The sequence below is a fragment of the Sphingopyxis sp. TUF1 genome (genome assembly GCF_036687315.1).
GTDB classification, from domain to species: Bacteria; Pseudomonadota; Alphaproteobacteria; order Sphingomonadales; family Sphingomonadaceae; genus Sphingopyxis; species Sphingopyxis kveilinensis.
In genome coordinates this window covers 2,764,848-2,786,368 of the sequence record NZ_CP144683.1, presented here as the reverse complement: position 1 = coordinate 2,786,368, position 21,521 = coordinate 2,764,848, and the positions used below count along the sequence as shown (strand labels likewise).

Below are 21,521 nucleotides of genomic sequence, written 5' to 3'. Positions count from 1 at the left end.
GAAAGAGAGCCGACCGCCTATGGTCCTTCCGACCAGCGTCCCGATTCGTCCTGTTTCCAGAAGCGATTGTCGACATCCTCGCGTGCGGCAAGGCTTCGCCAAGTGGCGCGCGCGTCGTCGATCCGGCTGTTGTCGAAGAGGAAAAAGGTGCGATCAAACGTCAGCGCGTCGTCGCGCCACTCGCCGTCAGCCAGCGCGAGGTGGGTCGCCCCATTGGGCGACGGAGAATCGAGCGTGCCCGACAGCAGGATCGGCTCGATCGCCTCGTCGGGGGTTCCGGCATGACCGTGGGGCAGAAAGCTTGCCGGATTCGCGGCCCATAGCGCCGCGTCGATGTCCTGCCGCTGCATCGCCGCGGCGGCGACCACCAGCAGGCGGTCGCCATTGCCAAGGACGCGCGCTGCGAGCGCCGGGAGCACCCGTTCGACGGGGTCGCGGGTAAGGCGGTAGAAGTCGACGCGGGGCATCCTTATCCCGCCATCGTCATTGCGACCCCGGACTTGATCCGGGGAGCAATCTCCAGCCTACAACCTTGCGCAAGACCGATAGCTGGGGATTGCCGCGTCGCTATGCTCCTCGCAATGACGGGCATCAGAGCATCACCCCTCGTGCTTCGCCGCGATGTAGCGGTCGAGCAGGCGCACGCCATAGCCCGTCGCGCCTTTTCCATAGACCGGACCATCCTTGTCCGCCCACGCCATGCCCGCGATGTCGAGGTGCGCCCAGGCGACGCCTTCGTCGACATAGCGTTTCAGGAACTGCGCCGCGGTGATCGATCCGCCTTCGCGCGGGCCGATATTTTTCATGTCGGCGATGGGGCTGTCGATCAGCTTGTCGTACGCTGCTGACAGCGGGAAGCGCCACAGCTTGTTGTTCGAGGCCTCGCCCGCGGCGAGCAGGTCGGCGGCGAGCGTCTCGTCATTCGCGAACATGCCCGCATATTCGTGGCCGAGCGAGATGACCATTGCGCCGGTGAGCGTAGCAAGATCGACGATCACCTTGGGATCATAGGCCTTTTGCGCCCAGCTGATCGCATCGCAAAGGACGAGGCGGCCCTCGGCGTCGGTGTTGAGCACCTCGACCGTCTGGCCCGACATGGTGGTGACGATGTCGCCGGGGCGCATCGCGTTGCCGTCGGGCATATTTTCGACGAGGCCGACAACGCCGACGACATTCGCCTTCGCCTTGCGCCCCGCGATCGCCTTCATCGCGCCCGCGACCGCGCCCGCGCCGCCCATGTCCCATTTCATCATGTCCATGCCGGGGCCAGGCTTCAGGCTGATGCCACCGGTGTCGAAGGTCACGCCCTTGCCGATAAATACGACCGGCGCGTCGCCCGCATTGCCGCCGTTCCAGCGCATCGCAAGCAGGCGCGGCGGGCGCGTCGAGCCCTGCGCGACGCCGAGCAGCGCGCCCATGCCGAGGGCCTTCATCTGGCGTTCGTCGAGCACTTCAAGTTCAACGCCGAGGTCGGCGAGATGCTGGCAGCGTTCGACGAAGCTTTCGGGATAGAGGATATTCGGCGGCTCGGCGACGAGCGTCTGGGTGAAGGCGACGCCCTCCGCAATCGCTTCGTTCGCGGCCCAGCGCGTCGACAGGTCGCCGTGCGGCGAGGCAATCGTCACCGTCTTGAGGCTTGGCTTGGCCTTGTCGGCGAGCCGCGTACGATAGGTGTCGAGGCGCCAGCCCCGCAGGCGGGCGCCCATCGCAAAGGCGAGCACATCGTCGGCGTCGCAGGGTCCCGTGCTCGCGAAATCGACATGAACCTGCGCTGCGCCGCTCGTCTGCAATTTCGCGGTCAGCGCCGCGCCGCCGCGTTCGAGGTCATGCTCGCTGCCCTCGCCGATGCCGACGAGCAGCAGGCGCTTGGCCTGCTCGCCGTCGATGGCCGCGGTCTCCGCAATGGTGCCCGCCGCGCCGTCGAAACGCGCCTGCGCCGCAGCCGCGCCGAGCAGCGCGCCGAGATCGCCCGCCTCGCCCTTGCGGACCGGGAAAGCGACGACGTCGGCAGACGCATCGATTTGCGCGACAAACTGAATGTCCATGCCTTAACTTTCTTATGCGAAGATTGATTGGAACGTGCCGGACCGATAGGGGTTTCGCCTGCGAGTTGCAAAAACAAAGCGGTGGGTTCAAGCCGGTAAACGTCGATACAGGGTTCGGGACAAAGGGATTAAATGAGCTGGACTTTGTTCCAACACGCGGCGCGCGCGCGGCCGTTCTGGCTGGCAACGGCCAGCGGCCTGGCGTTGGCGGCGACCCCGGTGCTTGCACAGGGCGATCCGACTCGGGTCGCCGCACCGAGCAGCGCGGTCGAGCCCGACCTGCAAACCCCCGACATTCCGGCCGCGCCCGCCGATGCTCCAAAAACCGCCGACGAGCAGCAGATCGGTTTCGCCGCTGATAACCTCAATTACGATGGTGACACCGAGGTTGTCGTTGCCGAGGGCAATGTCCAGATGAACCGCGACGCAATCGAAATGCGCGCGGACAAGGTGACGTGGAACCGGACGACGGGGCAGGTCTTTGCCGAGGGCAATGTTTCGATCAAAAATCCTGAGGGCGACACCGCCTATGGCGACCGCATCGAGCTGACCGACAGCCTGCGCGACGGCGTGATCGACAATCTGCTGGTCGTGCTCGACAATGGATCGCGCCTCGCCGCGGTCAGGGGCACGCGGTTCGAAAATGGCAATATCGAACTGGAAAATGCCGCCTACACCCCCTGCCCCGTCGAGGACGAGGCGGGATGTCCCAAAAATCCGAGCTGGCAGATCCGCGCTGTCCGCGTGATGTACGACCGCGCGAAGAACAAGGTGCGCTACAAGGGCGCCCGCGTCGAGATTTTCGGCCTGCCGCTGATCCCGCTGCCGGGGCTTAGCCACTCGATCAACAATGAGGCGAGCAGCGGCATCCTGGTCCCCGAAATCCGCCTCGACCGCAGCAACGGGTTCGAGATTGCCGTCCCTTATTATATACGCCTCGCGTCCGATCGCGACGTGACGATCACGCCGCACCTTTACACCGACGCGGCGCCGATGCTCGAGGGCGAGTTTCGCGCGCTGACCGACATCGGGTCGTTCCGCATCAACGGTTATGCGACCTATGGCTCGCTCGTTCCGCTGGTCGGCGAAGATCCCGACCGCCAGAAACGCTTTCGTGGCTATCTGGAAAGCGCGGGCCGGTTCCAGTTCGATCCGCGCTGGAGTCTCAGCTATTCGGGGCGGATCGCGACCGACCGCACCTTCATGCGCCGCTATGACATCAGCCGCGACGACCGGCTGCGCTCCACCTTTGAACTCGAACGGATCGGTGGCAGGTCGTATCTGTCGATCGCGGGTTGGGCGACGCAGACGCTGCGCGTCAACGATGTGCAGGGGCAACAGCCGGTCGCGCTGCCGATCATCGATTATCGCCAGCGGCTCGATGACCCGATTTTCGGCGGACAGTTCGAGTTGCAATTGAACACGCTCGCGATCGGTCGCACCGCGGGACAGGACACGCAGCGCGCCTTTGCCGGGGCGCAGTGGAATTTGCGCGGGCTGACGGGACTGGGACAGGAAGTGACGCTGACCGCACTCGTGCGCGGCGATCTCTATCACAGTGACGAAAATCTGCTGACCGAGATCGCCGGCTATCGCGGCGAGGAGGGCTGGCAGGCGCGCGGCATCGCGGCGGTTGCCGCCGACATGCGCTGGCCCTTCATCGGCGAGTTCGCGGGCGGGACGCAGACGCTGACCCCGCGCGTCCAGATCGTCGCGACGCCGCCGATCAAGAATCTCGACATTCCGAACGAAGATTCGCGCGCCTTTGACCTGGAGGACAGCAATCTTTTCGCGATCAACCGCTTCAACGGGCATGATCGGTTCGAGGACGGCGCGCGCGTCACCTATGGCGTCGAATGGAATTACAGCCGCCCGGGGTTCAACATCAGCAGCGTCGTCGGACAAAGCTATCGGCTGAGCGACAAGCCCAGCCTGTTTCCCGACGGCACGGGCTTGACCAGCCGGACGTCGGACATCGTCGGACGGACGACGATCGCTTACAGGGATTTTCTGCGTCTGACCCACCGTTACCGGCTCGACAAGGATAATCTGGCGGTGCGGCGCAACGAGTTTGACGCGACGATCGGCAATCGGTCGACCTATGCCGTGGTCGGCTATTCGCGGCTCAACCGCGACATATTGCTGCTGGGCGAGGATTTGCAGGACCGGGAGGAAGTCCGCGCTGGCGGACGCGTCGCGGTGGCGCGCAACTGGTCGGTCTTCGGGTCGGCGATCGTTGACCTCACCAAGCGGAGCGACGATCCGCTGGCCCAGGCCGACGGCTTCGAGCCGATCCGCCACCGCCTCGGCGTCGCCTACGACGACGAATGCCTGTCGATCGCGCTCACCTGGCGCCGCGACTATGCCGACACGGGCGATGCGCGGCGCGGCAATAGCTTCTCGTTCCGCGTGGCATTCCGTAATCTGGGGTTCTAGGTCCGGAAGCGACCTCTGCTCACCCCACCGCCCGGTTGCGGCCTTCCCAATAGGGTGCGCGCAGTTCGCGGCGAAGCACTTTGCCCGACGGGTTACGCGGCAGCGCGTCGATAAATTCGATACTCTTGGGCACCTTATACGCCGCGATACGCTCGCGTGCCCACGCGATGACCGCGGCGGGGTCGGGCGCTGCGCCCGCGGCGGGGACGACGAGCGCCTTGACGCCCTCGCCCCATTTGTCGTCGGGCACGCCGATCACCGCCACGTCGGCCACGCCGGGGCAGCCCATGATCGCGCCTTCGACCTCCGCCGGATAGACGTTCTCGCCGCCCGACACGATCATGTCCTTGATCCGGTCGTGGACATAATAAAAGCCGTCGGCGTCGCGATAGCCGACATCGCCGGTATGGAGCCAGCCGCCCGCGAGCGTTTCCTCGGTCGCCGCGGTGTGGTTCCAATAGCCCTTCATCACGATGCCGCCGCGGATCGCGATTTCGCCTATCTCGCCATCGCCCAGTTCGCGACCGTCGCCGTCGAGGATCGCCATTTGGACCCCCGGCCAGGGCTGGCCGCATGACGTAAGCTTGCCGGGCAGGTCATGTGCGGACGGCGAGAGGTAGGAGCCGCCGCCGGCCGATTCGGTCATCCCATAAAATTGCACGAAATCGCAGCCGAAAGTGGCGCGCGCGCGGCGCAGCACATCTTCGGCGATGGGCGAGGCGCCGTAAGCGATCGACTTGAGCTCAGGATAGCCGCCCGTCCCCGCTGCGGGATCAAGCAGCATCATCTGGATCATCGCAGGCGCGAGAAAGGCGTGCGCAACATCCTCTTCGCGGAGCATCCGAACGGCGTCCGCAGGCGTGAAATCCTTGACGACCACGAGGCGTCCGCCCTGCGCCAGCCCCGAAAAGCTGACGTTCGTGCCCGCGACGTGGAACAGCGGCATGACGATCATCACCGTCTCATCCTCGCCATAGGCGAAACCGTCGACCTCGGTCGCGGCCTCCAGGAAGGTGCGGTAATTGGCGTTGGTCAGGACTACGCCTTTGGGCAGTCCGGTGGTGCCGCTGGTGTAAAGCTGGAGCACATCGTCGGTGAGCTGCGGAGGGTCGGCTAACGCGGCGTCGGACGCGCTGCCCAGCCAGCTCTCGAGCGGTTCGAACGCCGGATGCGCGCCGTAGAGTGCGACCAGTCGCGGCGGTGCAGCCAAATTTGCCACGGCTGCGAGCGCGCAGTCGAAGAAATCCTCCCCCACGAACAACAGCTTAGGCTCCGCATCGCCGAGAATGAAGCCGATCTCAGCAGGCGCAAGGCGGTTGTTGATGGGCGCGAAGCAGGCGCGGGCGCGCGCGGTGCCGAAAAAGAGCGGAAACCAGCTGTCGTGATTCTTGGTCAGCGCGGACACGCGATCGCCCGGCGCCACCCCCACCGCGACCAGTGCGTTGGCAATTCGGTTCGACGCCGCGTCAAGCTCCGCAAAGCTTGTTTCGCGGTCGCCGAATTTCACCGCCGTCGCCTGCCCCCGCGCGCGCGCCTGCGCCGCCGGAATATCCGCCAGCGTCCGGATGGCCCCCAGATCGATCATTTTGCTCTCCCAACCGTCGTTTCGACTTGAATTAGATAGAATACTAAGCAAATGTTTGACCAGCCCGAAAATGAGAGGATTGGCCTTGTTCGACCGCCCCATATTGCCGACGACGATCGTCGGAAGCTACCCCCAGCCCGACTGGCTGATCGACCGCGAGCGGCTGAAGGCCAGCCTGCCGCCGCGCGTGCGCGCCGAAACGCTATGGCGCATTCCCGAACCCTGGCTTGCCGACGCGCAGGAAGCCGCCACGCTCATGGCGATCCGCGACCAGGAGGAGCTGGGCATCGACATCGTCGGCGATGGCGAAATGCGCCGCGAAAGCTATTCGAACCGCCTAGCCACGGCCCTGTCGGGCATCGACCGCGAAAAGCACGGCACCGCAATCGACCGCACGGGCAACGCCAATCCGGTGCCGCTGGTCTCCGGCCCGATCCGCCGGGTGGCGGCGATCGAAGCGCAGGATGCGGCGTTTCTGCGGCGGCATTCGACCAAGCCGATAAAGCTTACCCTGCCCGGCCCCTTCACGATGACGCAGCAGGCCGAGAATGGCTATTATCCCGACGCCCGGTCGCTCGCGATGGAGTATGCCGATGCGGTCAATGCCGAGGTGAAAGATTTGTTCGCGGCGGGCGTCGATGTCGTCCAGCTCGATGAACCCTATCTGCAGGCGCGCGCCGCCGAGGCGAATGCTTATGCCATCGAGGCGATCAATCGCGCGCTCGACAGGGTGGGCGGGACGACGTCGCTACACATCTGTTTCGGCTATGCGATGGTGCATCATGGCGCAGGGGCGACGGGGCCGAAGCCCAAGGCCTATGACTTCCTCGCCGAACTCGAAGCGTCGAACGTCGACGTGATCTCGATCGAAGCGGCGCAGCCGGGGCTCGACCCTGCGATCCTCGAAGAATTGCCGACCAAGACGATCATGTATGGTGTGCTCGACCTGTCGGTGCCCGAGATCGAAACGCCGGAGGTCGTCGCGGACCGCATCCGCGCGGCGCTGCGCCACGTCGATGCCGAGCGGCTGTGGATCGCGCCCGATTGCGGGATGAAATACCACAGCCGCGCGCATAGTCAGGCGAAGCTGAAGGCAATGGTTGACGGGACGGCGTTGGTGCGGGCGGAGCTCGCATAAGCCGACCTCGTCATTGCGAGGGGCGCAGCGACGAAGCAATCTCCAGCTATCAACCTTGCGCGAAGTCGATAGCTGGAGATTGCTTCGCTCCGCTCCCAATACGCAGGCTATTCGTCCAAGAAAGCGGTCAGCAACGGCACCACCACTTCGGGCGCCTCGATCGTCGGCAGATGGCCCGTCCCCGGAATCACCTCCAACCGCGCATCCGGCATCGCGCCTAAAATCTCCTCATGATGCGCGCGGCTGGTGATGCCGTCCTTTTCGCCCCAGATCAGCAAGGTCGGCACTGCGATCTCGTGCAAGCGCGGGCGGCTGTCGATGCGCGCCATGATCGCGCGCTGTTGCGCAAGGAAGGTGTCGGCGCCGGTGTCGGCCGCCATCTGGCGGGCGATGCCGAGCAGGCGCGCGTCGTTCCGCTTTTCCTCGGGAAAAAGGATCGGGATGCGCTCCTCGACGACCTGATCGAAATTGCCGCTTTCCACAAGGTCGATATAGCCCTGTCGCCGCGCAGTCTGCGCCGGGCCATCTGCCGAGGCGAGCGTCGAGATGAGCGCGAGTTTCACCACGCGTTCGGGCGCGCGGCGCATCACCTCGAACGCGACAAAGCCGCCCATCGCATGAGCGACCAGGGCGAATTTCGGCGGCGCATTGCCCAGCAGGCGCTGCGCAAAGCCTTCGATCGTGTCGTCGCTCCGATTGTCGGCGACAATGACGTCGCGGTCAGGCCACGCGTCGAGCAAAGGTTGCCACACCGCATCGGTGAGCAGCTGGCCGGTAACAAGGACGATGGGGAGGGACATTCATTCAATCCTTAAACTTCGTCATTGCGACCCCGGCGAAAGCCGGGAGAAGCAATCTCCAGCTTGCGGCAAGGCACGCCGATAGCTGGAGATTGCTTCGTCGCCACGCTCCTCGCAATGACGGGGTGTTCATACGACCTGGTGCAACAGCGTATCGCCGGCCGCAAGCCGACGGCAATTCTCATGCGCCACCGTCAGGCTGCGCACGAGCGTTTCGGGGGTCAGCCAAGCGATATGCGGCGCGAGCACCGCGTTCGGCAAGCTGAGCAACGGATTGCCGCGTGGCAACGGCTCTTCGGCAAAGACGTCGAGCCCGGCGCCGCGCAGATAGCCGCTCGTCAATGCTTCGACCAGCCGTGCCTCATTGACCAATTCGCCGCGTGCGGTGTTCACCAGCACCGCGCCTTTTTTCATCGCGAACGGATCGATGCTGGCGCGCGTTTCTTCGGTGAGCGGTATGTGCAGCGATACGATGTCGCTGTCCGCCAGCAGCTGATCGAGCGGCAGAAAATGATAGGGCACGTCGCACGGACTGCGCGCGGTATAGACGATCTTCGCACCCAGCGCCGCCAGCACCGGCGCGAGCCGCTGCGCCGAATGGCCGAAGCCGACGAGACCAACGGTGCGCCCGGCGATTTCACCGACGCTGTCGAGTTCGGACGGATCGGCGGTCCACCCCTCGCCCGCGCGCGTGCGGGCGTCGAAGAAACAGGTGCGGCGCAGCACCGCCATCATTAGCGATAGCGCCATTTCGGCGACCGCCTGACTGTTGGTACCGGGCATGTTGCACACCGCGACGCCATGATCGCGCGCGGCGTCGAGCGCGATGGTGTTGACCCCGACGCCGAGCTTCTGGATCAGCTTGAGCTTTGGCGCCGAGGCGATGAATTCGGGCGTGACCGGGGTCAGCACGTGGAGCAACGCGGTGATGTCGGACGCAACGCCGTCGAGCGGCGCCGCCTCATCGACATGCACGACGGTGCCGGGGCCGAAGATCTTATCGACGGCCTCGCGAAAGCCGGGGCTCGGGCGCGCGTGGAGGACGATCATGCCGTCACTCGCCCGATCGATCCGGCGAAGGCCGAAAAGCCTGCAAACTCTGCGTCCGCGCCCATCGCTTCTTCGATCCGCAGCATTTCGTTCCACTTCGCCATGCGTTCGGAGCGGGTGAAGCTGCCGACCTTCAGCTGCCCGGCGTTCCAGCCGGTCGCCAGATGTGCGATGGTGACGTCCTCGCTCTCGCCCGAACGTGCCGAAACGATCGCACCCCAGCCGCGCGCCACCGCAGCATCGAGCGCAGCCTTGGCCTCGGTCACCGTCCCTACCTGGTTGACCTTGATGAGCGCGGCGTTGCACACCGCCGCCCCGGCCGCGCGCGCCACGCGGTCGGCATCGGTGACGAGCACATCGTCGCCGATGATCTGCACTCGCTCGCCGATCGCCGCGGTCACCGCCGCCATCGTCGTCCAGTCGTCCTGCCCCGCGGGGTCCTCGATCGACAGGATCGGGTAGCGCCCGGCCCATTCGACGATGCGCGCCGCCATATCGTCGCCCGACAACCGCCCATCGTCGAGCGCAAGCGTGTAGCCGCTCGCGTCGCCCAGTTCGTTCGCCGCGATGTCGAGAGAGATGAACACCTCCTCGCCCGCGCGGTGCCCGCTCATTTCGATCGCCTTGGTCAGCGTGTCGAGCGCATCCTCGTTCGACGCAAAATTGGGCCACCAGCCACCCTCGTCGGCGACGCCCGACAACGGGCCTTTGGCTTCCATCAGCCTGCCCGCGGCCCGATAGACATCGTCGGTGATTTCGAGCGCGCGGCGGAAGCTGCCCGCCTTCGGGCACATCACCATGAAATCCTGCACATCGGTGCGCCGCCCGGCGTGCGCGCCGCCGCCGAAAATCTGGATTTCGGGGAGCGGAACGCGCACCTTTCGCCCGTCCGCCAGATAGCGCCACAGCGGCGCGCGCGCGTCGGCTGCCGCGGCGTGAAGCACCGCCATCGACACCGCCACGACAGCGTTCGCGCCGAGCCGCGCCTTGTTCGGCGTGCCGTCAAGATCGCATAAGGCCTTGTCCACGGCCGCCTGATCGCGCGCGTCCATACCGGTGATCGCCCCCGCGATCTCGGCGCCGATGCCCGCGACCGCGCCATTCACGCCGAAGCCGCCGAAGGCGGCACCGCCGTCGCGCAGGTCGATCGCCTCATGCGCGCCGCGCGAAGCGCCCGCAGGGGCGATGGCGCGGCCGACCGCGCCCGATTCGAGCGTGACTTCGGCCTCGACCGTCGGACGCCCGCGCGAATCCCATAGCTGGCGGCCGGTGATCGAGGCGATACGCGACGTCATGATGATGTCCTTTTCCAATGGGCGACGAGCGCGTCGATGGGCAGCGGCGCGAGCAGCAGCGCGCGCGCCTGGTCGCGCACGATGCGCTTGTGGTCGGGGTTGGTGAGATAGGGTGCGGGCGACTTGCCCTCGACGCGCGCAAGGAGCAGCGCAGCGGTGAGTTGCCCGGCGCGAAGCAGCAGATCATCGGCCCCTTCCCAGTCGATGCCCGCGCGATAGGCCGCGACGAGCGCAGTCGCGGCTTCGCTGAGGCGTGCGTCGTCCAGCCACACCGCTTTGAGCAGCAGATGCGTTGAGCAAAAGGACAGGTCGAACGCCGGATCGCCATAGACCGCGCATTCGGCGTCGAGAAACACGGGGCCGTCCGTGCCTACGAGGATATTCTTGGGGCTGACGTCGCCGTGGACAAGCGCGAGCTTGCGCGCGGCGAGATCGTCGGCGAGCGCGTAGAGCACCGGCGCCATCTCGGCGTTCTTCTGCGCCACATATAGCAGGAAGGGGTCGATCCGCAGCGCACGAAACATCGCGTCGGTCGCGAAGGCTTCACGATCGACAGCATTGTTCGCGGTGGCCGAATGGACTGCGGCAAGGCTGCGCCCCACCGCAGCGGCAAAAGCGGCATCGACGCGCCCCGCGACGAGCTCGTCCTTCCATACCGGCGCGCCCGGCAGGAAGCGCATCGCAAAGCCATAGCCCGGCAGTTCGGTGAGCACTTCCGGCGCGATCGCCGGATCGACGCTGCGCGCGCGTTTGAGCCAGCGCACTTCGCTCCGCCCGCGCTCGACCGGCGCGTGCCATTCGGCGGCAACGCGCAATTGTTCGAGCGGACGTTTGACGACGATCGGCCCCGTCGGCGCCTCGACCTTCCACACGTCGCACGATACGCCGCCTGTTAGTGGTTCGAGCGCAACATCGCCCTCCCCCACCAGCCCGGCGGCGCGCAGGTCGTCGATGATGTCGGCGTCCGCCGTCACGTCACAGTTTCTCCCGGATCCACGCGCCGACAAGGTCGGCCGCATTGCGGCGCTCTTCAACCGAATCCTCGAAATAATGCGCGCCGGGGATCAGTTCGAGCCGTTTGTCGCTGCTGCCGAGAAAGTCGAAGATCTTGCGGGCATCGCTGGGGAACACGCCGGTGTCGGCGGTGCCCTGTACGACCAGCGCGGGCGTGTCGTGCTTGGCAAGGTGCGGCTGTCCCTGGCAGGGCGAGGTTTCGAGGCTCCACATGTTGAGCCAGGTTTTCAGCGTATTGGCGCGCCCGATGCTGGGCGTGCGGTTCGCGAGCGCCGGGTCGCCGCGATAGCACCAGTTGGGCTTGCGGTCCGACGGGTCGATCGCCGGATCGACGCAGCGAAGATCGCCCCAGCAACGGAACATCGGAAAGATGCGGTCGGGGATGCCCGCGGCATTGAGCCGCTCCAGCTCGGCCTTCGCCCAGTCGGTGATCCGCTGGTTGCGCGCGCGTTGTGCGGCGCGATATTTGGCGATGAACGCATCCGAATAAGGCGGACCGTTGTCGGAGTTGAACGGGTCGAGTTCGGGATCGGTCAGGGTCGGATCATTCTCGTCGATCACCGACGCGTCCATCCAGTCGGTGAGCACTTCGGGGCGCCCCTGATGCGCGTTGAAGCTGATATAGAGGTCGCCCTCGATAAGCTCAGCCAGCGCATCCTGCCCCACCGATGGCAACCGGTCGGTCAGGGTCGGTGCGATCGCTTCAGCCTGATAGGCGCCCATCAGCGAGCCGCCGCCCGAATTGCCGAGGATGACGATCGCCTCGACCCCCGCTTCCTCTTTCAGCCATTTCATGCCGACGCCGATGTCGAGCACCGCATGTTCTAGCAGGAACTGATCCTCGAACCCGCGATAGCGCGTGTTCCAGCCGAGAAAACCGAAGCCCTGCCGCGCGAACCATGGGGCGATATAATGTTCGGCGAAATCGACATTGTAATGCGTCGCGATGATCGCGATCTTCGGCCGTTTGCCCGCCTCGGTCCAATAAATGCCCTGGCACGGATGCCCGCCCGCCTGGATACGCGGCGCGGTCGGCGACACCCGCCCGATGAACTCAGCGTCCAGTCCCTCGATCCCGTTCGGGTCCACCATCATCGTCTCTCCCTATTATGTAAAACCATAGTCATCCCGGACTTGATCCGGGATCCATCCTCTCGGCGCGGGCTAAATGGATCCCGGATCAAGCCCGGGATGATGAAATGACGACTCATATTAGCGGCTGACCTCGAAAGGCAGCTGATACCCCTCCAGACCAGCGCGGATAGCTTTCTTGTCGATCTTGCCCGTCGGCCCCAGCGGAATGTCGTCGACGAACAACACGCCGTCGGGCATCCACCAGCGTGCAATCTTGCCATCGAGATAGGCGCGAAGATCGTCGGCCGAGGCGCTCGCGCCGGGTTTGAGCTGGCACAGCAGGATCGGCCGTTCGTCCCATTTGGGATGCGCAACGCCGACGACCGCGGCATTGGCGACCGCGTCATGCCCCATCGCGATATTCTCGATCTCGATCGAACTGATCCACTCGCCGCCCGACTTCACGACATCCTTCGCGCGGTCGGTGATCTGCATATAGCCTTCGCCGTCGATCGTGCTGACGTCGCCGGTGTCGAAAAAGCCTTCGACGTCGAGCACCTCGCCGCCCTCGCCGCCATAATAGGCAGCGGCGATCGTCGGACCCTTCACCATCAGGCGCCCCGGCGTCTTGCCATCGTGCGGCACGCGGTTTCCGGCGTCGTCGACCAGCTTCATCTCCAGCCCGCAAAGCAGCCGCCCCTGCTTCAGCTTATAGGCCATCTGCTCGGGTTCGGATTTCGCCGCGACCGACGCATTGGGCACCGACACGGTACCGAGCGGCGAGGTTTCGGTCATGCCCCATCCCTGGATGACGTCGACGCCATAATCGTCGCGGAAGGTGCGGATGATCGACTCCGGGCACGCCGATCCGCCGATCGTCACGCGCTCCAATGTCGTGAAGCGCTTCCCATTTTCCTGCATATATTGCAGTAGCATCTGCCACACCGTCGGTACGGCGGCCGAGTAAGTGACGCCCTCTTTCTCGATCAGATGATAGATGGATTCGCCGTCCATCCGCTGCCCCGGCAGCACCAGTTTTGCACCCACCGCCGGCGCCGAATAGACGACGCCCCATGCGTTTGCGTGATACATCGGCACGACCAGCAGCACCGTGTCGCGCGCCGACAGCGCGAGCGCGTCGCGCTGCAGGGTCATCAGCGCGTGGATATAGTTGGAGCGGTGCGAATAGAGCACGCCCTTGGGATTGCCCGTCGTCCCGCTGGTATAGCAGAGGCCGCACGCGGCATTTTCGTCGAACTCGCCCCAAACATATTTGGCCGGCTGCCCCGCGATCCAGTCGTCGAAAGCGGTCGCTGCAAAACTCGTTTTCGGCATCGACGCGGCATCGCAGAAGAAGATCACCTTTTCGATCGACGGCACCTGCGGCAGCAATTGCTCGACCAGATCAGCGGTCGCGGGGTCGGCGATCAGCAACCGGTCGCCCGCATGGTTGGCGATATAGGCGATCTGTTCAAGGAACAGCCGCGGATTGAGGGTGTGGAGCACCGCCCCCATCCCCGCCGCGCCATACCAGGCCGCAAGGTGGCGCGCGCCGTTCCATGCCATCGTCGCGACACGGTCGCCAGGCTTGATTCCCTCCGCCGCCAGCGCGTTGGAGACACGCTTCGCATCAGCGTGGACATCGGCATAAGTCGATCGACTGACGCGGCCCTCGGCATCGCGCGACACGATCTCGCGCGCGCCGTGCCACGTCGCCGCATGGTCGATGATCCGGTCGACGGTCAGCGGCACATTCTGCATCAACCCGTCCATGCGGTCCCTCTCCTGTCTGGTCGAAAAGATAGTATACTAAGTATTTTATCTTGGCAATGCCTTGCCCCGCTTGCCTCGCGCGCATCGCCCTTCTAGCGTGCGCACGCTGGCGCTCCGCCGGCTATGGGGTCGCAATCCACATTCTATGCGCAACAACCAATTGATTATCGCACTTTTCCAGCGATTCTGCTGGCTCGACGAAGGATTGCAGGCGCGGCTGCACGAGCGCGGCTGGCCTGACGTCAACCGGCCGCAATCGATGGTGATGACCAACATCGTCAGCGGCATCGTCCGCCCGTCGGACATCGCCCGCAATCTGGGCGTGTCGCGGCAGGCGATCCACAGCACGATCAACCAGATGGTCAAGCTTGGTATCGTCCGGCTCGACGTCGATCCCAATGACCGGCGGCACATGATCGTCTCGCTTACCGAAACCGGCGCGCGGATGCGCAAAGATGCGCAGCGCGCGATGGATGCGCTGACGGCGCAGATTGCGGCGCGGATCGGCCAGGACCGGTTCGATGCGCTGTTCGACGCGCTTGAGGCGGATTGGGGCGACAATATCGAGCGCGGGCCCAAGCGTTGATCCGGTGAGCCTCCGCCGCCCCCCTCCCCTTTGTCATCCCGGCGAAGGCCGGGATCTCGCCGGTGCGGTAAACCGGTAGGGTGAGATCCCGGCCTCCGCCGGGATGACGATCTGATAAGATTACGCTCTAGCCGATACCGCCTTCGCGACCGCAATCAGCCGCGCCGCCGTTTGTTCCACAAGCGATGCGGCAAGCGCGTCCTTCAGGGTGCCATCCTCGGCAAAGGCGGCGTGCGCGTTCGGCACCACCACCTGTTCGGGAATCACGAGCATCTGCACCGTCGAGAGGATCTGGCGCAGGTGCATCAACCCGCGCAGCCCGCCGAACGGGCTGATCGACGCCGACATGATCGCCGCGGCCTTGCCGCGATAGGCGGTGAGCGCCACAAGCCCCTCGTCGCCCGTCGGCCGCGACGCCCAGTCGATCGCATTCTTGAGCAGCGGCGACAGCGAGCCATTATATTCGGGTGACACGAACAGCAGGCCGTCCTGCTGAACGAACAACGCCTTCAATCGCTCAGCGTCCGCCGGGAAGGCGTTCGCCTCGATCGCCGCCGAATAGAGCGGCAGGTCGAAAGTGCCGAGGTCGATGCGCGTCACGCGCGCGCCCTGCGCCTCGAGGCTGGCGGCGGCGAGTTCACCGAGCGCGCGGTTATAGGATCCTTCGCGCGTACTTCCGGCGATAACGGCGATGCTGGTCATTTTCCCTCCTGGACAATATAGTTAGAATACTAACCTATTGTGGACCGAGAGGGCAAGGGGCAAGCGATCAGGCCTTGATCTCCGACAGCACCGCAAGCTTGCGCGTTTCCTCGGCCAGATTGTCGATTACGCGGCGCATCAGCGATTGCAGCATTTCGACCTCTTCATCGGTCATGCCACTGGTCGCGATCTCGTGAATCTCGGCATTCATCGGCGCGAGGATGAGTTCGAGCTTCTTCGCATGGGGCGTCAGGTGAATGAAGGTCTTGCGCCGGTCGTCGGCGGTCTTCTTGCGCGTGATCAGCCCTGCCTTTTCCAGCCCTTTCAGCGCGACGACGGTCGTCGGTTCGCGCATCCCCACCCGCTCGCTGAGTTCGCGCTGGGTGATTCCGTCCTCGCGCCACAGCTGGCGCAGGAACCGCCACTGGCCCGCCGAAACCTCGTGCGTCAACGTGCGCCGTTCCAGCAAACGCGAAAAGGAGCGAAAGACGACGCGCGCCAGATAGCCGATGCTGTTCTCGGGGTCGGTGTAATATTCGGCCGGATGCCGGTACGCCTGCCTGTTTTTGGCCAAATTGCTGCTCCCCGTCGCCTGCCCCGCTCGCTGGATTTTACCCGGCACGAGCCCGAACCTTAGGACACGAAGATTCACCGGGCAACCATCTTCGTTGCCGGACGGCGCCACGGTGCGGCCCAACGTCGAGGATAAGGTTAGACAAAACACGCTACCTCATTTACTTAGTATGCTAAGTTAATGGAGGTAGTGTGCAGAAATTCACCAGGATAGAGGCGGTGGCGGCGCCGCTGGCACTGGCCAATGTCGACACCGACATGATCATTCCCGCGCACTATATGAAGGCGTTGACGCGATCGGGGCTGGGCCAGCATCTATTTCGCGAGCTGCGCTATGACGCGGACGGCCGCGAGCGCGCGGATTTCATCCTGAACCGGCCACCCTTTCGTGACGCAAGCATATTGATTGCCGAGCGCAATTTCGGGTGCGGATCGTCGCGCGAACATGCGGTGTGGGCGCTCACCGACTTCGGCATCCGCTGCATCATCGCGCCGAGTTTCGGTGACATCTTTGCAGGCAACGCGCGCAAGAACGGGCTGCTGCTGATCCACCTGGCCGACGAGCTGTGCGGCGCGATAAGGGACGCGGTCGAAAGCGCGCCATATGGCCCGGTAGAGGTCGATCTGGAAGCGCAGCAGATTCGGCTCGCGGCGGGGCGGTCGATCGATTTCGCCATCGACCCCGGCGATCGCCGCATCCTGATGGAGGGGCTGGACGACATCGAGCGCACGCTGCGCCACGCCGCCGCCATCGCGCGGTTCGAAGCCGCGCACCTGTCCGCCTCACCCCATTAATCCAGCGCGCTCCACGGCCGCTTCAATCGATCCCTCTTGCACCGCTTTCCGTTTACGTTAAGGTCAGTTTCAAACCGCTACCGGAGAGTGATACATGGCCCTTCCCCCCATTTTCGACCGCCTGCGCCTGCCCGTGATCGGCTCGCCGCTTTTCATCGTTTCGGGTCCGGACCTGGTGATCGCGCAGTGCAAGGCTGGCATCGTCGGCAGCTTTCCCGCATTGAACGCGCGTCCGCAGGCGTTGCTCGACGAGTGGCTGCATCGGATCACCGAGGAGCTGGCGGCGTGGGATCGCGACAATCCCGACCGTCTCTCCGCGCCCTATGCGGTCAATCAGATCGTCCATAAGTCGAATGACCGACTGGAACAGGACATTGCAACCTGCGCCAAGTGGAAGGTGCCGATCACGATCACCTCGCTCGGCGCGCGCGAGGAGCTTAACCAAGCTGTGCACAGTTGGGGCGGGATCACGCTGCACGACGTCATCGACGACCGCTTCGCGCGGAAAGCGGTCGAAAAGGGCGCCGACGGGTTGATTCCCGTTGCTGCCGGAGCAGGCGGCCATGCGGGACGCCAGTCACCTTTCGCTCTGGTACAGGAAATCCGCGAATGGTTCGACGGCCCGGTCGCGCTCTCAGGAGCGATCGGCCACGGCCGCTCGATCCTCGCCGCGCAGGCGTGCGGCGCCGACCTTGCCTATATTGGCAGCGCCTTCATTGCGACCACCGAAGCCAATGCCGACGAGGCTTACAAGAACGGGATCGTCGAGGGTCGCGCCGCCGACATCGTCTATTCCAACCTTTTCACCGGCGTCCACGGCAACTATCTCCGCCAGTCGATTGTCGCCGCGGGGATGGACCCCGACAATCTGCCCGAAGGCGATTTGAAAACGATGAATTTCGGGTCGGGCGGCAACACCAAGGCCAAGGCGTGGAAGGACATCTGGGGATCGGGTCAGGGCATCGGCCCCGTCACCGCGGTGCGCCCGGTAGCCGAATATGCCGCCGAACTGGAGGAACAATATCTGGCAGCGCGCCGCGAGCTGGAGGCGAAAGTAAGACTTTAGGCTTGCGTCAACGGACTTTGCAGAAACGCCCGATATGGGGTGGCAAACGCACCGTCCCCTCTTTCCGTTTGTGTCGAGCGAAGTCGAGACACCCATCGACGTCACGCCCAGCCCGATGGGCATCTCGACTTCGCTCGATGCGAACGAACTGGGGGAGGCGGCGACAGCTGGTTTCAATCGAACCCGCCATCACCCCACGCCGAACAACCGGTCGATGGCGTCATCCAGATAGGGGCGATCTACAAAAAGCCGCATCGGATCGCGGCGATTGAGCCAGAATCCGGCGCCATGCCCATCGGTCAGCGCGCGCCGCATCGTATCCTGCAGTAACCGCAGTCGCATCATCGCGGTGCGACGCGCAGCGCGGAGGTCGATTGGAGATTGCTGCACGAAATGCACGCGGATGCGCTCGACGCGCGCTGCAACCACGTCGCTGTATCCGTGGTGCGGGCCGCGGTGCAGCGCATGGCCCGATTGCAGTGCGGCCGGCTCGCACGATGGCAGGATGACGCCATTTTCGTCGAAATGCCGAAGCGCAAAGCCTTCGGCGCGCAATGCGTCGAACATCGACGCCATCTGCGGACGGCCAGTGAAGGCAATCGGAATCAAATGGTGGCGTTGAAAGCCTGTTCGCGGCGGTGGCGCCCCCTGCCACCCGCCGCCCGGCATCAAGCGTCGCGGCCGAATTCGACGACAACGGTCGTCTGCGGCCCCGTGCCGACGGTCGGCGGCAGCAGGCCGATCCACTCGCCCGCCTCCAGGCCGCGCATTGTTCGTGGATAGCGAACTGGGCCGTTGAGCATCATGTCGAGCGCGAGCCGCGATAGACGCCGCACCATGTCCGCCACCGTCCAGCCGCCCGGAATACGCGCCTCCAGCTCCTGCCCCGCAAAAAAAGCCAGCCCGCGCGTCCGCACGCTCGCTGTACCACCGGCTTCCCACCGTCGAAAGGCTATGAGGTGGAGTACCGGCGGCATCCCGCTTTCCAGCATTTCCGCGACCGAAGCGCGAAACTGCGTCGCATCGGACCAGAGCCGCGCGGGCGACCAGAAGATATGGCTGGCATCGAACAGATCGATCAGCAGCACCATCATCTTGAAAAACTCGCGCATCCGTTCGGGCTGCCCACCCGATCCCGCGCCGTCCTCTTCGTCGCGCTCAGCAAGAAACAACCAGCAGGTTCCCGCTTCCCGCCATCCCGCGGGGAGGCTCGCGGCTAGCAGGCTGGTAGCAGGGTCATCGGGGTCGGCGGCGTCGAGCGCGACATCGGCCGCCGGGCCCGCCAGCATCGAGGCGCCGCCGAAGCGCAACCGAAAACGGGGCGACGCAATGCACGTCCCGTCGCCCTCGCGCCCCTCGACCGCGACGGGCTGAAAGCCCATGCGGCGCAGCGATGCTTCCGTTGCGTCACCGATGGTGCGCGATGCCGACACCCTGACTATCAGAGCGAAGGCCTCCGGCGGCACCGGCGGGATCAGATCGTCGTGGTCCCCGAGATCCATAGGTTGCGCGGCCTTCGTAGGTTCGCGCCTTGCATCGCAAGACTGGCAGAAATGTTCAAACGCTTATTCGCCGCATGTCCGAATGTTAATGCGGTCGGTCAGATCGCGACCTGGCTGCCCAGTTCGACAACGCGATTGGTCGGCAGGCGGAAATATTCCATCGCGCTTTCCGAATTGCGCAGCATCCACGCGAAGAGTTTTTCGCGCCAGATCGGCATTCCCGGTTTCTTCGCGGCGATCAGGGTCTGACGCGACAGGAAGAAGCTGGTTTCCAGCATCTTGAACTCGCCGCCGCAGCTGGTCACGCGGCCCAGCGCTTCAGGCACGTCGATCGGCTGCATGAAGCCATAGTTAAGGACAAGCCGGTGGAAGCCCTGCCCCAGATCCTCAAGCTGGCAGAGCTTGGTTTCGGGCACGAAGGGTACGTCGGCGATCTTGATCGTCAGCAGGATGATGCGCTGGTGCAGCACCTTGTTGTGCTTCAAATTATGGAGGAGCGCGTGCGGCACGCCGTCGCTGGTCGACGTCATGAACACCGCGGTGCCCGGCACGCGCGTCGCGCTGTTTGCCGCCGATTTGACGAACACCGGGATCGGCATCGCGCCTTCGGCCATTTCCTGCTGCATCAGCTTGCGCCCGCGCGACCAGGTCGTGAGCAGCGTGAAGATGGTAAGCCCGATCGCCAGCGGCACCCAGCCGCCGTCAGGCACCTTTATCAAATTGGCGCCGAAGTAAGCGATGTCGACGATGAAGAAGACCGCGAGCACTGGCAGCGCCTTCCATGCAGGCCATTTCCAGAGCGTGAAGAGCACTACGCTCATCAAACAGGTGTCGATGAACATCGCCCCGGTCACTGCAATGCCATAGGCCGCAGCGAGATTGCTAGACGAACCAAAGCCGAGGACCAGCAGGATCACCATGACCATCAGGCCCCAATTGACGATGGGGATGTAAATCTGCCCCGCCGCCGATGCGCTCGTGTGCTCGACGCGCAGGCGCGGCATGAAACCCAGCTGGATCGCCTGCTGCGTCAGCGAAAAGGCGCCGGAAATCACCGCCTGGCTTGCGATGATCGTCGCGAGCAGCGCCAGGATGACGACGGGCAGCTCCAGAAACTGCGGCATCATCTGGAAAAAGGGATCGGAAATCAGCTCGGCGCGCGGGCCGGCTTCGGCCGCGAGGACCATCGCGCCCTGCCCCATGTAATTGAGCATCAGCGCCGGCAGCACGAAGCTAAGCCACGACAGCCCGATCGGACCGCGCCCGAAATGCCCCATGTCGGCGTAAAGCGCCTCTGCCCCCGTCACCGCGAGCACGACCGCGCCGAGCGCGATGAAGGCCGTGAATCCGTCGATATAGAAGAATCGGAGCGCATTCACCGGGTTCACGGTTTCGACGATGATCCAAGGGTTATTGCCGATATGCAGAATGCCAAGCCCCGCGAGCATTAGAAAATAGAGCAGCATGATCGGGCCGAACAGCGCGCCCACCCTGGCCGTTCCGCGTGCCTGGATCGCGAACAGGCCGATCAGGATCGCGAGCGCGATCGGCACGATATAAGGCTCAAACCCTTTGTCGACATAGGACAGGCCTTCGGTCGCCGACAGCACCGACATCGCCGGGGTAATCATGCTGTCGCCATAGAAAAGCGCGGTCGCGAACACGCCCAGAAGGACGATCGGCCAGGTCCAGCGCTTGCCCTCCGACGACCGGCTGATGAGCGCGAGCAGCGCTAGACTCCCCCCCTCGCCCTTGTTGTCGGCCTTCATGATCGTCAGCACATATTTGAAGGTGACGACCAGCATCATTGACCAGAAAACTAGGCTGAGCACGCCGTAGATGTGCAACCGGTCAGGCTCGATCGGATGGTGGCCGGCAAAGGTTTCGCGAAAGGCATAAAGCGGGCTGGTGCCGATGTCGCCGAACACGACGCCGACCGCACCGACGGCCAGCTTCAGCTTGCCATCGCTATGATGCCCGGGGCCATGAGGGCCGGTTTCCGCGGCAGCTTCGATGGCGCTTGCAACGCCTTCGGCCGCCCGTTTCGACTCAGAAGTCATCGCGCGCCTTTAGACGAGCCTGCGATT

Annotated in this window: 19 protein-coding genes; 5 read left to right on the top strand and 14 right to left on the bottom strand. The window is 64.5% G+C overall.

What is annotated here, in order from left to right; all coding sequences use genetic code 11:
- Positions 1–17 precede the first annotated feature (17 nt).
- Both VSX77_RS13095 and VSX77_RS13090 read right to left on the bottom strand, forming a co-directional pair.
- Positions 18–467, bottom strand: coding sequence for a DNA polymerase III subunit chi (locus tag VSX77_RS13095; protein ID WP_338425052.1), 450 nt, complete (start codon positions 465–467; stop codon positions 18–20).
- 132 nt (positions 468–599) lie between these two features.
- The gene (locus VSX77_RS13090) at positions 600–2,045 is read right to left on the bottom strand and encodes a leucyl aminopeptidase (protein ID WP_338425051.1); all 1,446 of its coding nucleotides are present in this window, start codon (positions 2,043–2,045) and stop codon (positions 600–602) included.
- Between the two features lie 132 nt (positions 2,046–2,177).
- On the opposite strand from VSX77_RS13090, the gene VSX77_RS13085 reads away from it, so the two are divergent.
- Positions 2,178–4,481, top strand: a complete 2,304-nt coding sequence (locus VSX77_RS13085) for an LPS-assembly protein LptD (RefSeq protein WP_338425050.1) — start codon at positions 2,178–2,180, stop codon at positions 4,479–4,481.
- A 19-nt stretch (positions 4,482–4,500) separates the two neighbouring features.
- Here VSX77_RS13085 and VSX77_RS13080 read toward each other — a convergent pair whose 3' ends face one another.
- Positions 4,501–6,066: a long-chain-fatty-acid--CoA ligase gene (locus VSX77_RS13080; protein WP_338425049.1), complete on the bottom strand. Its 1,566-nt coding sequence runs from the start codon at positions 6,064–6,066 to the stop codon at positions 4,501–4,503.
- Here VSX77_RS13080 and VSX77_RS13075 point away from each other — a divergent pair.
- Positions 6,047–7,204: a uroporphyrinogen decarboxylase family protein gene (locus tag VSX77_RS13075; RefSeq protein ID WP_422397228.1), complete on the top strand. Its 1,158-nt coding sequence runs from the start codon at positions 6,047–6,049 to the stop codon at positions 7,202–7,204. The two genes, VSX77_RS13080 and VSX77_RS13075, sit on opposite strands and share 20 nt — an antisense overlap.
- 107 nt (positions 7,205–7,311) lie before the next feature.
- Here VSX77_RS13075 and VSX77_RS13070 read toward each other — a convergent pair whose 3' ends face one another.
- The 6 genes from VSX77_RS13070 to VSX77_RS13045 all read right to left on the bottom strand — a co-directional run bounded on the left by VSX77_RS13070 (position 7,312) and on the right by VSX77_RS13045 (position 14,210).
- Positions 7,312–8,004: an alpha/beta fold hydrolase gene (locus tag VSX77_RS13070; RefSeq protein ID WP_338425047.1), complete on the bottom strand. Its 693-nt coding sequence runs from the start codon at positions 8,002–8,004 to the stop codon at positions 7,312–7,314.
- A gap of 129 nt (positions 8,005–8,133) precedes the next feature.
- Positions 8,134–9,054, bottom strand: coding sequence for an NAD(P)-dependent oxidoreductase (locus tag VSX77_RS13065; RefSeq protein ID WP_338425046.1), 921 nt, complete (start codon positions 9,052–9,054; stop codon positions 8,134–8,136).
- Positions 9,051–10,349: a phosphopyruvate hydratase gene (gene eno / locus VSX77_RS13060; RefSeq protein ID WP_338425045.1), complete on the bottom strand. Its 1,299-nt coding sequence runs from the start codon at positions 10,347–10,349 to the stop codon at positions 9,051–9,053. Before eno ends, VSX77_RS13065 begins: the two co-directional genes overlap by 4 nt.
- Complete coding sequence (locus tag VSX77_RS13055) at positions 10,346–11,323, bottom strand: phosphotransferase family protein (protein WP_338425044.1); 978 nt, start codon at positions 11,321–11,323, stop codon at positions 10,346–10,348. Before VSX77_RS13055 ends, eno begins: the two co-directional genes overlap by 4 nt.
- Position 11,324: 1 nt before the next feature.
- Positions 11,325–12,458, bottom strand: a complete 1,134-nt coding sequence (locus VSX77_RS13050) for an alpha/beta hydrolase (protein ID WP_338425043.1) — start codon at positions 12,456–12,458, stop codon at positions 11,325–11,327.
- 117 nt (positions 12,459–12,575) lie between these two features.
- Positions 12,576–14,210 carry a long-chain-fatty-acid--CoA ligase gene (locus VSX77_RS13045; RefSeq protein WP_338425042.1) on the bottom strand — a complete coding sequence of 545 codons (1,635 nt, stop codon included), beginning with the start codon at positions 14,208–14,210 and terminating at the stop codon, positions 12,576–12,578.
- A gap of 160 nt (positions 14,211–14,370) precedes the next feature.
- Between VSX77_RS13045 and VSX77_RS13040 the strand changes: the two genes are divergently transcribed.
- Positions 14,371–14,796, top strand: coding sequence for a MarR family winged helix-turn-helix transcriptional regulator (locus tag VSX77_RS13040; RefSeq protein ID WP_338425041.1), 426 nt, complete (start codon positions 14,371–14,373; stop codon positions 14,794–14,796).
- Between the two features lie 120 nt (positions 14,797–14,916).
- On the opposite strand, the gene VSX77_RS13035 is transcribed toward VSX77_RS13040, so the two are convergent.
- Positions 14,917–15,498, bottom strand: coding sequence for an NADPH-dependent FMN reductase (locus VSX77_RS13035; RefSeq protein WP_338425040.1), 582 nt, complete (start codon positions 15,496–15,498; stop codon positions 14,917–14,919).
- Between the two features lie 67 nt (positions 15,499–15,565).
- The gene (locus tag VSX77_RS13030) at positions 15,566–16,072 is read right to left on the bottom strand and encodes a MarR family winged helix-turn-helix transcriptional regulator (protein WP_338425039.1); all 507 of its coding nucleotides are present in this window, start codon (positions 16,070–16,072) and stop codon (positions 15,566–15,568) included.
- Positions 16,073–16,263: 191 nt separating this feature from the next.
- On the opposite strand from VSX77_RS13030, the gene leuD reads away from it, so the two are divergent.
- Together leuD and VSX77_RS13020 are read left to right on the top strand one after the other, a co-directional pair.
- The gene (gene leuD, locus VSX77_RS13025) at positions 16,264–16,866 is read left to right on the top strand and encodes a 3-isopropylmalate dehydratase small subunit (RefSeq protein ID WP_338425038.1); all 603 of its coding nucleotides are present in this window, start codon (positions 16,264–16,266) and stop codon (positions 16,864–16,866) included.
- A 94-nt stretch (positions 16,867–16,960) separates the two neighbouring features.
- Positions 16,961–17,932 carry an NAD(P)H-dependent flavin oxidoreductase gene (locus VSX77_RS13020; protein WP_338425037.1) on the top strand — a complete coding sequence of 324 codons (972 nt, stop codon included), beginning with the start codon at positions 16,961–16,963 and terminating at the stop codon, positions 17,930–17,932.
- A gap of 189 nt (positions 17,933–18,121) precedes the next feature.
- On the opposite strand, the gene VSX77_RS13015 is transcribed toward VSX77_RS13020, so the two are convergent.
- The 3 genes from VSX77_RS13015 to VSX77_RS13005 form a co-directional block, all read right to left on the bottom strand.
- Positions 18,122–18,601: an AHH domain-containing protein gene (locus tag VSX77_RS13015; protein ID WP_338427271.1), complete on the bottom strand. Its 480-nt coding sequence runs from the start codon at positions 18,599–18,601 to the stop codon at positions 18,122–18,124.
- Positions 18,601–19,434: a hypothetical protein gene (locus tag VSX77_RS13010; protein WP_338425036.1), complete on the bottom strand. Its 834-nt coding sequence runs from the start codon at positions 19,432–19,434 to the stop codon at positions 18,601–18,603. The genes VSX77_RS13015 and VSX77_RS13010 overlap by 1 nt, the downstream gene beginning before the upstream one ends.
- 98 nt (positions 19,435–19,532) lie before the next feature.
- Positions 19,533–21,494 (bottom strand): potassium transporter Kup, encoded by a 1,962-nt coding sequence (locus VSX77_RS13005; protein WP_338425035.1) that lies wholly within the window; start codon positions 21,492–21,494, stop codon positions 19,533–19,535.
- Positions 21,495–21,521: the final 27 nt, after the last annotated feature.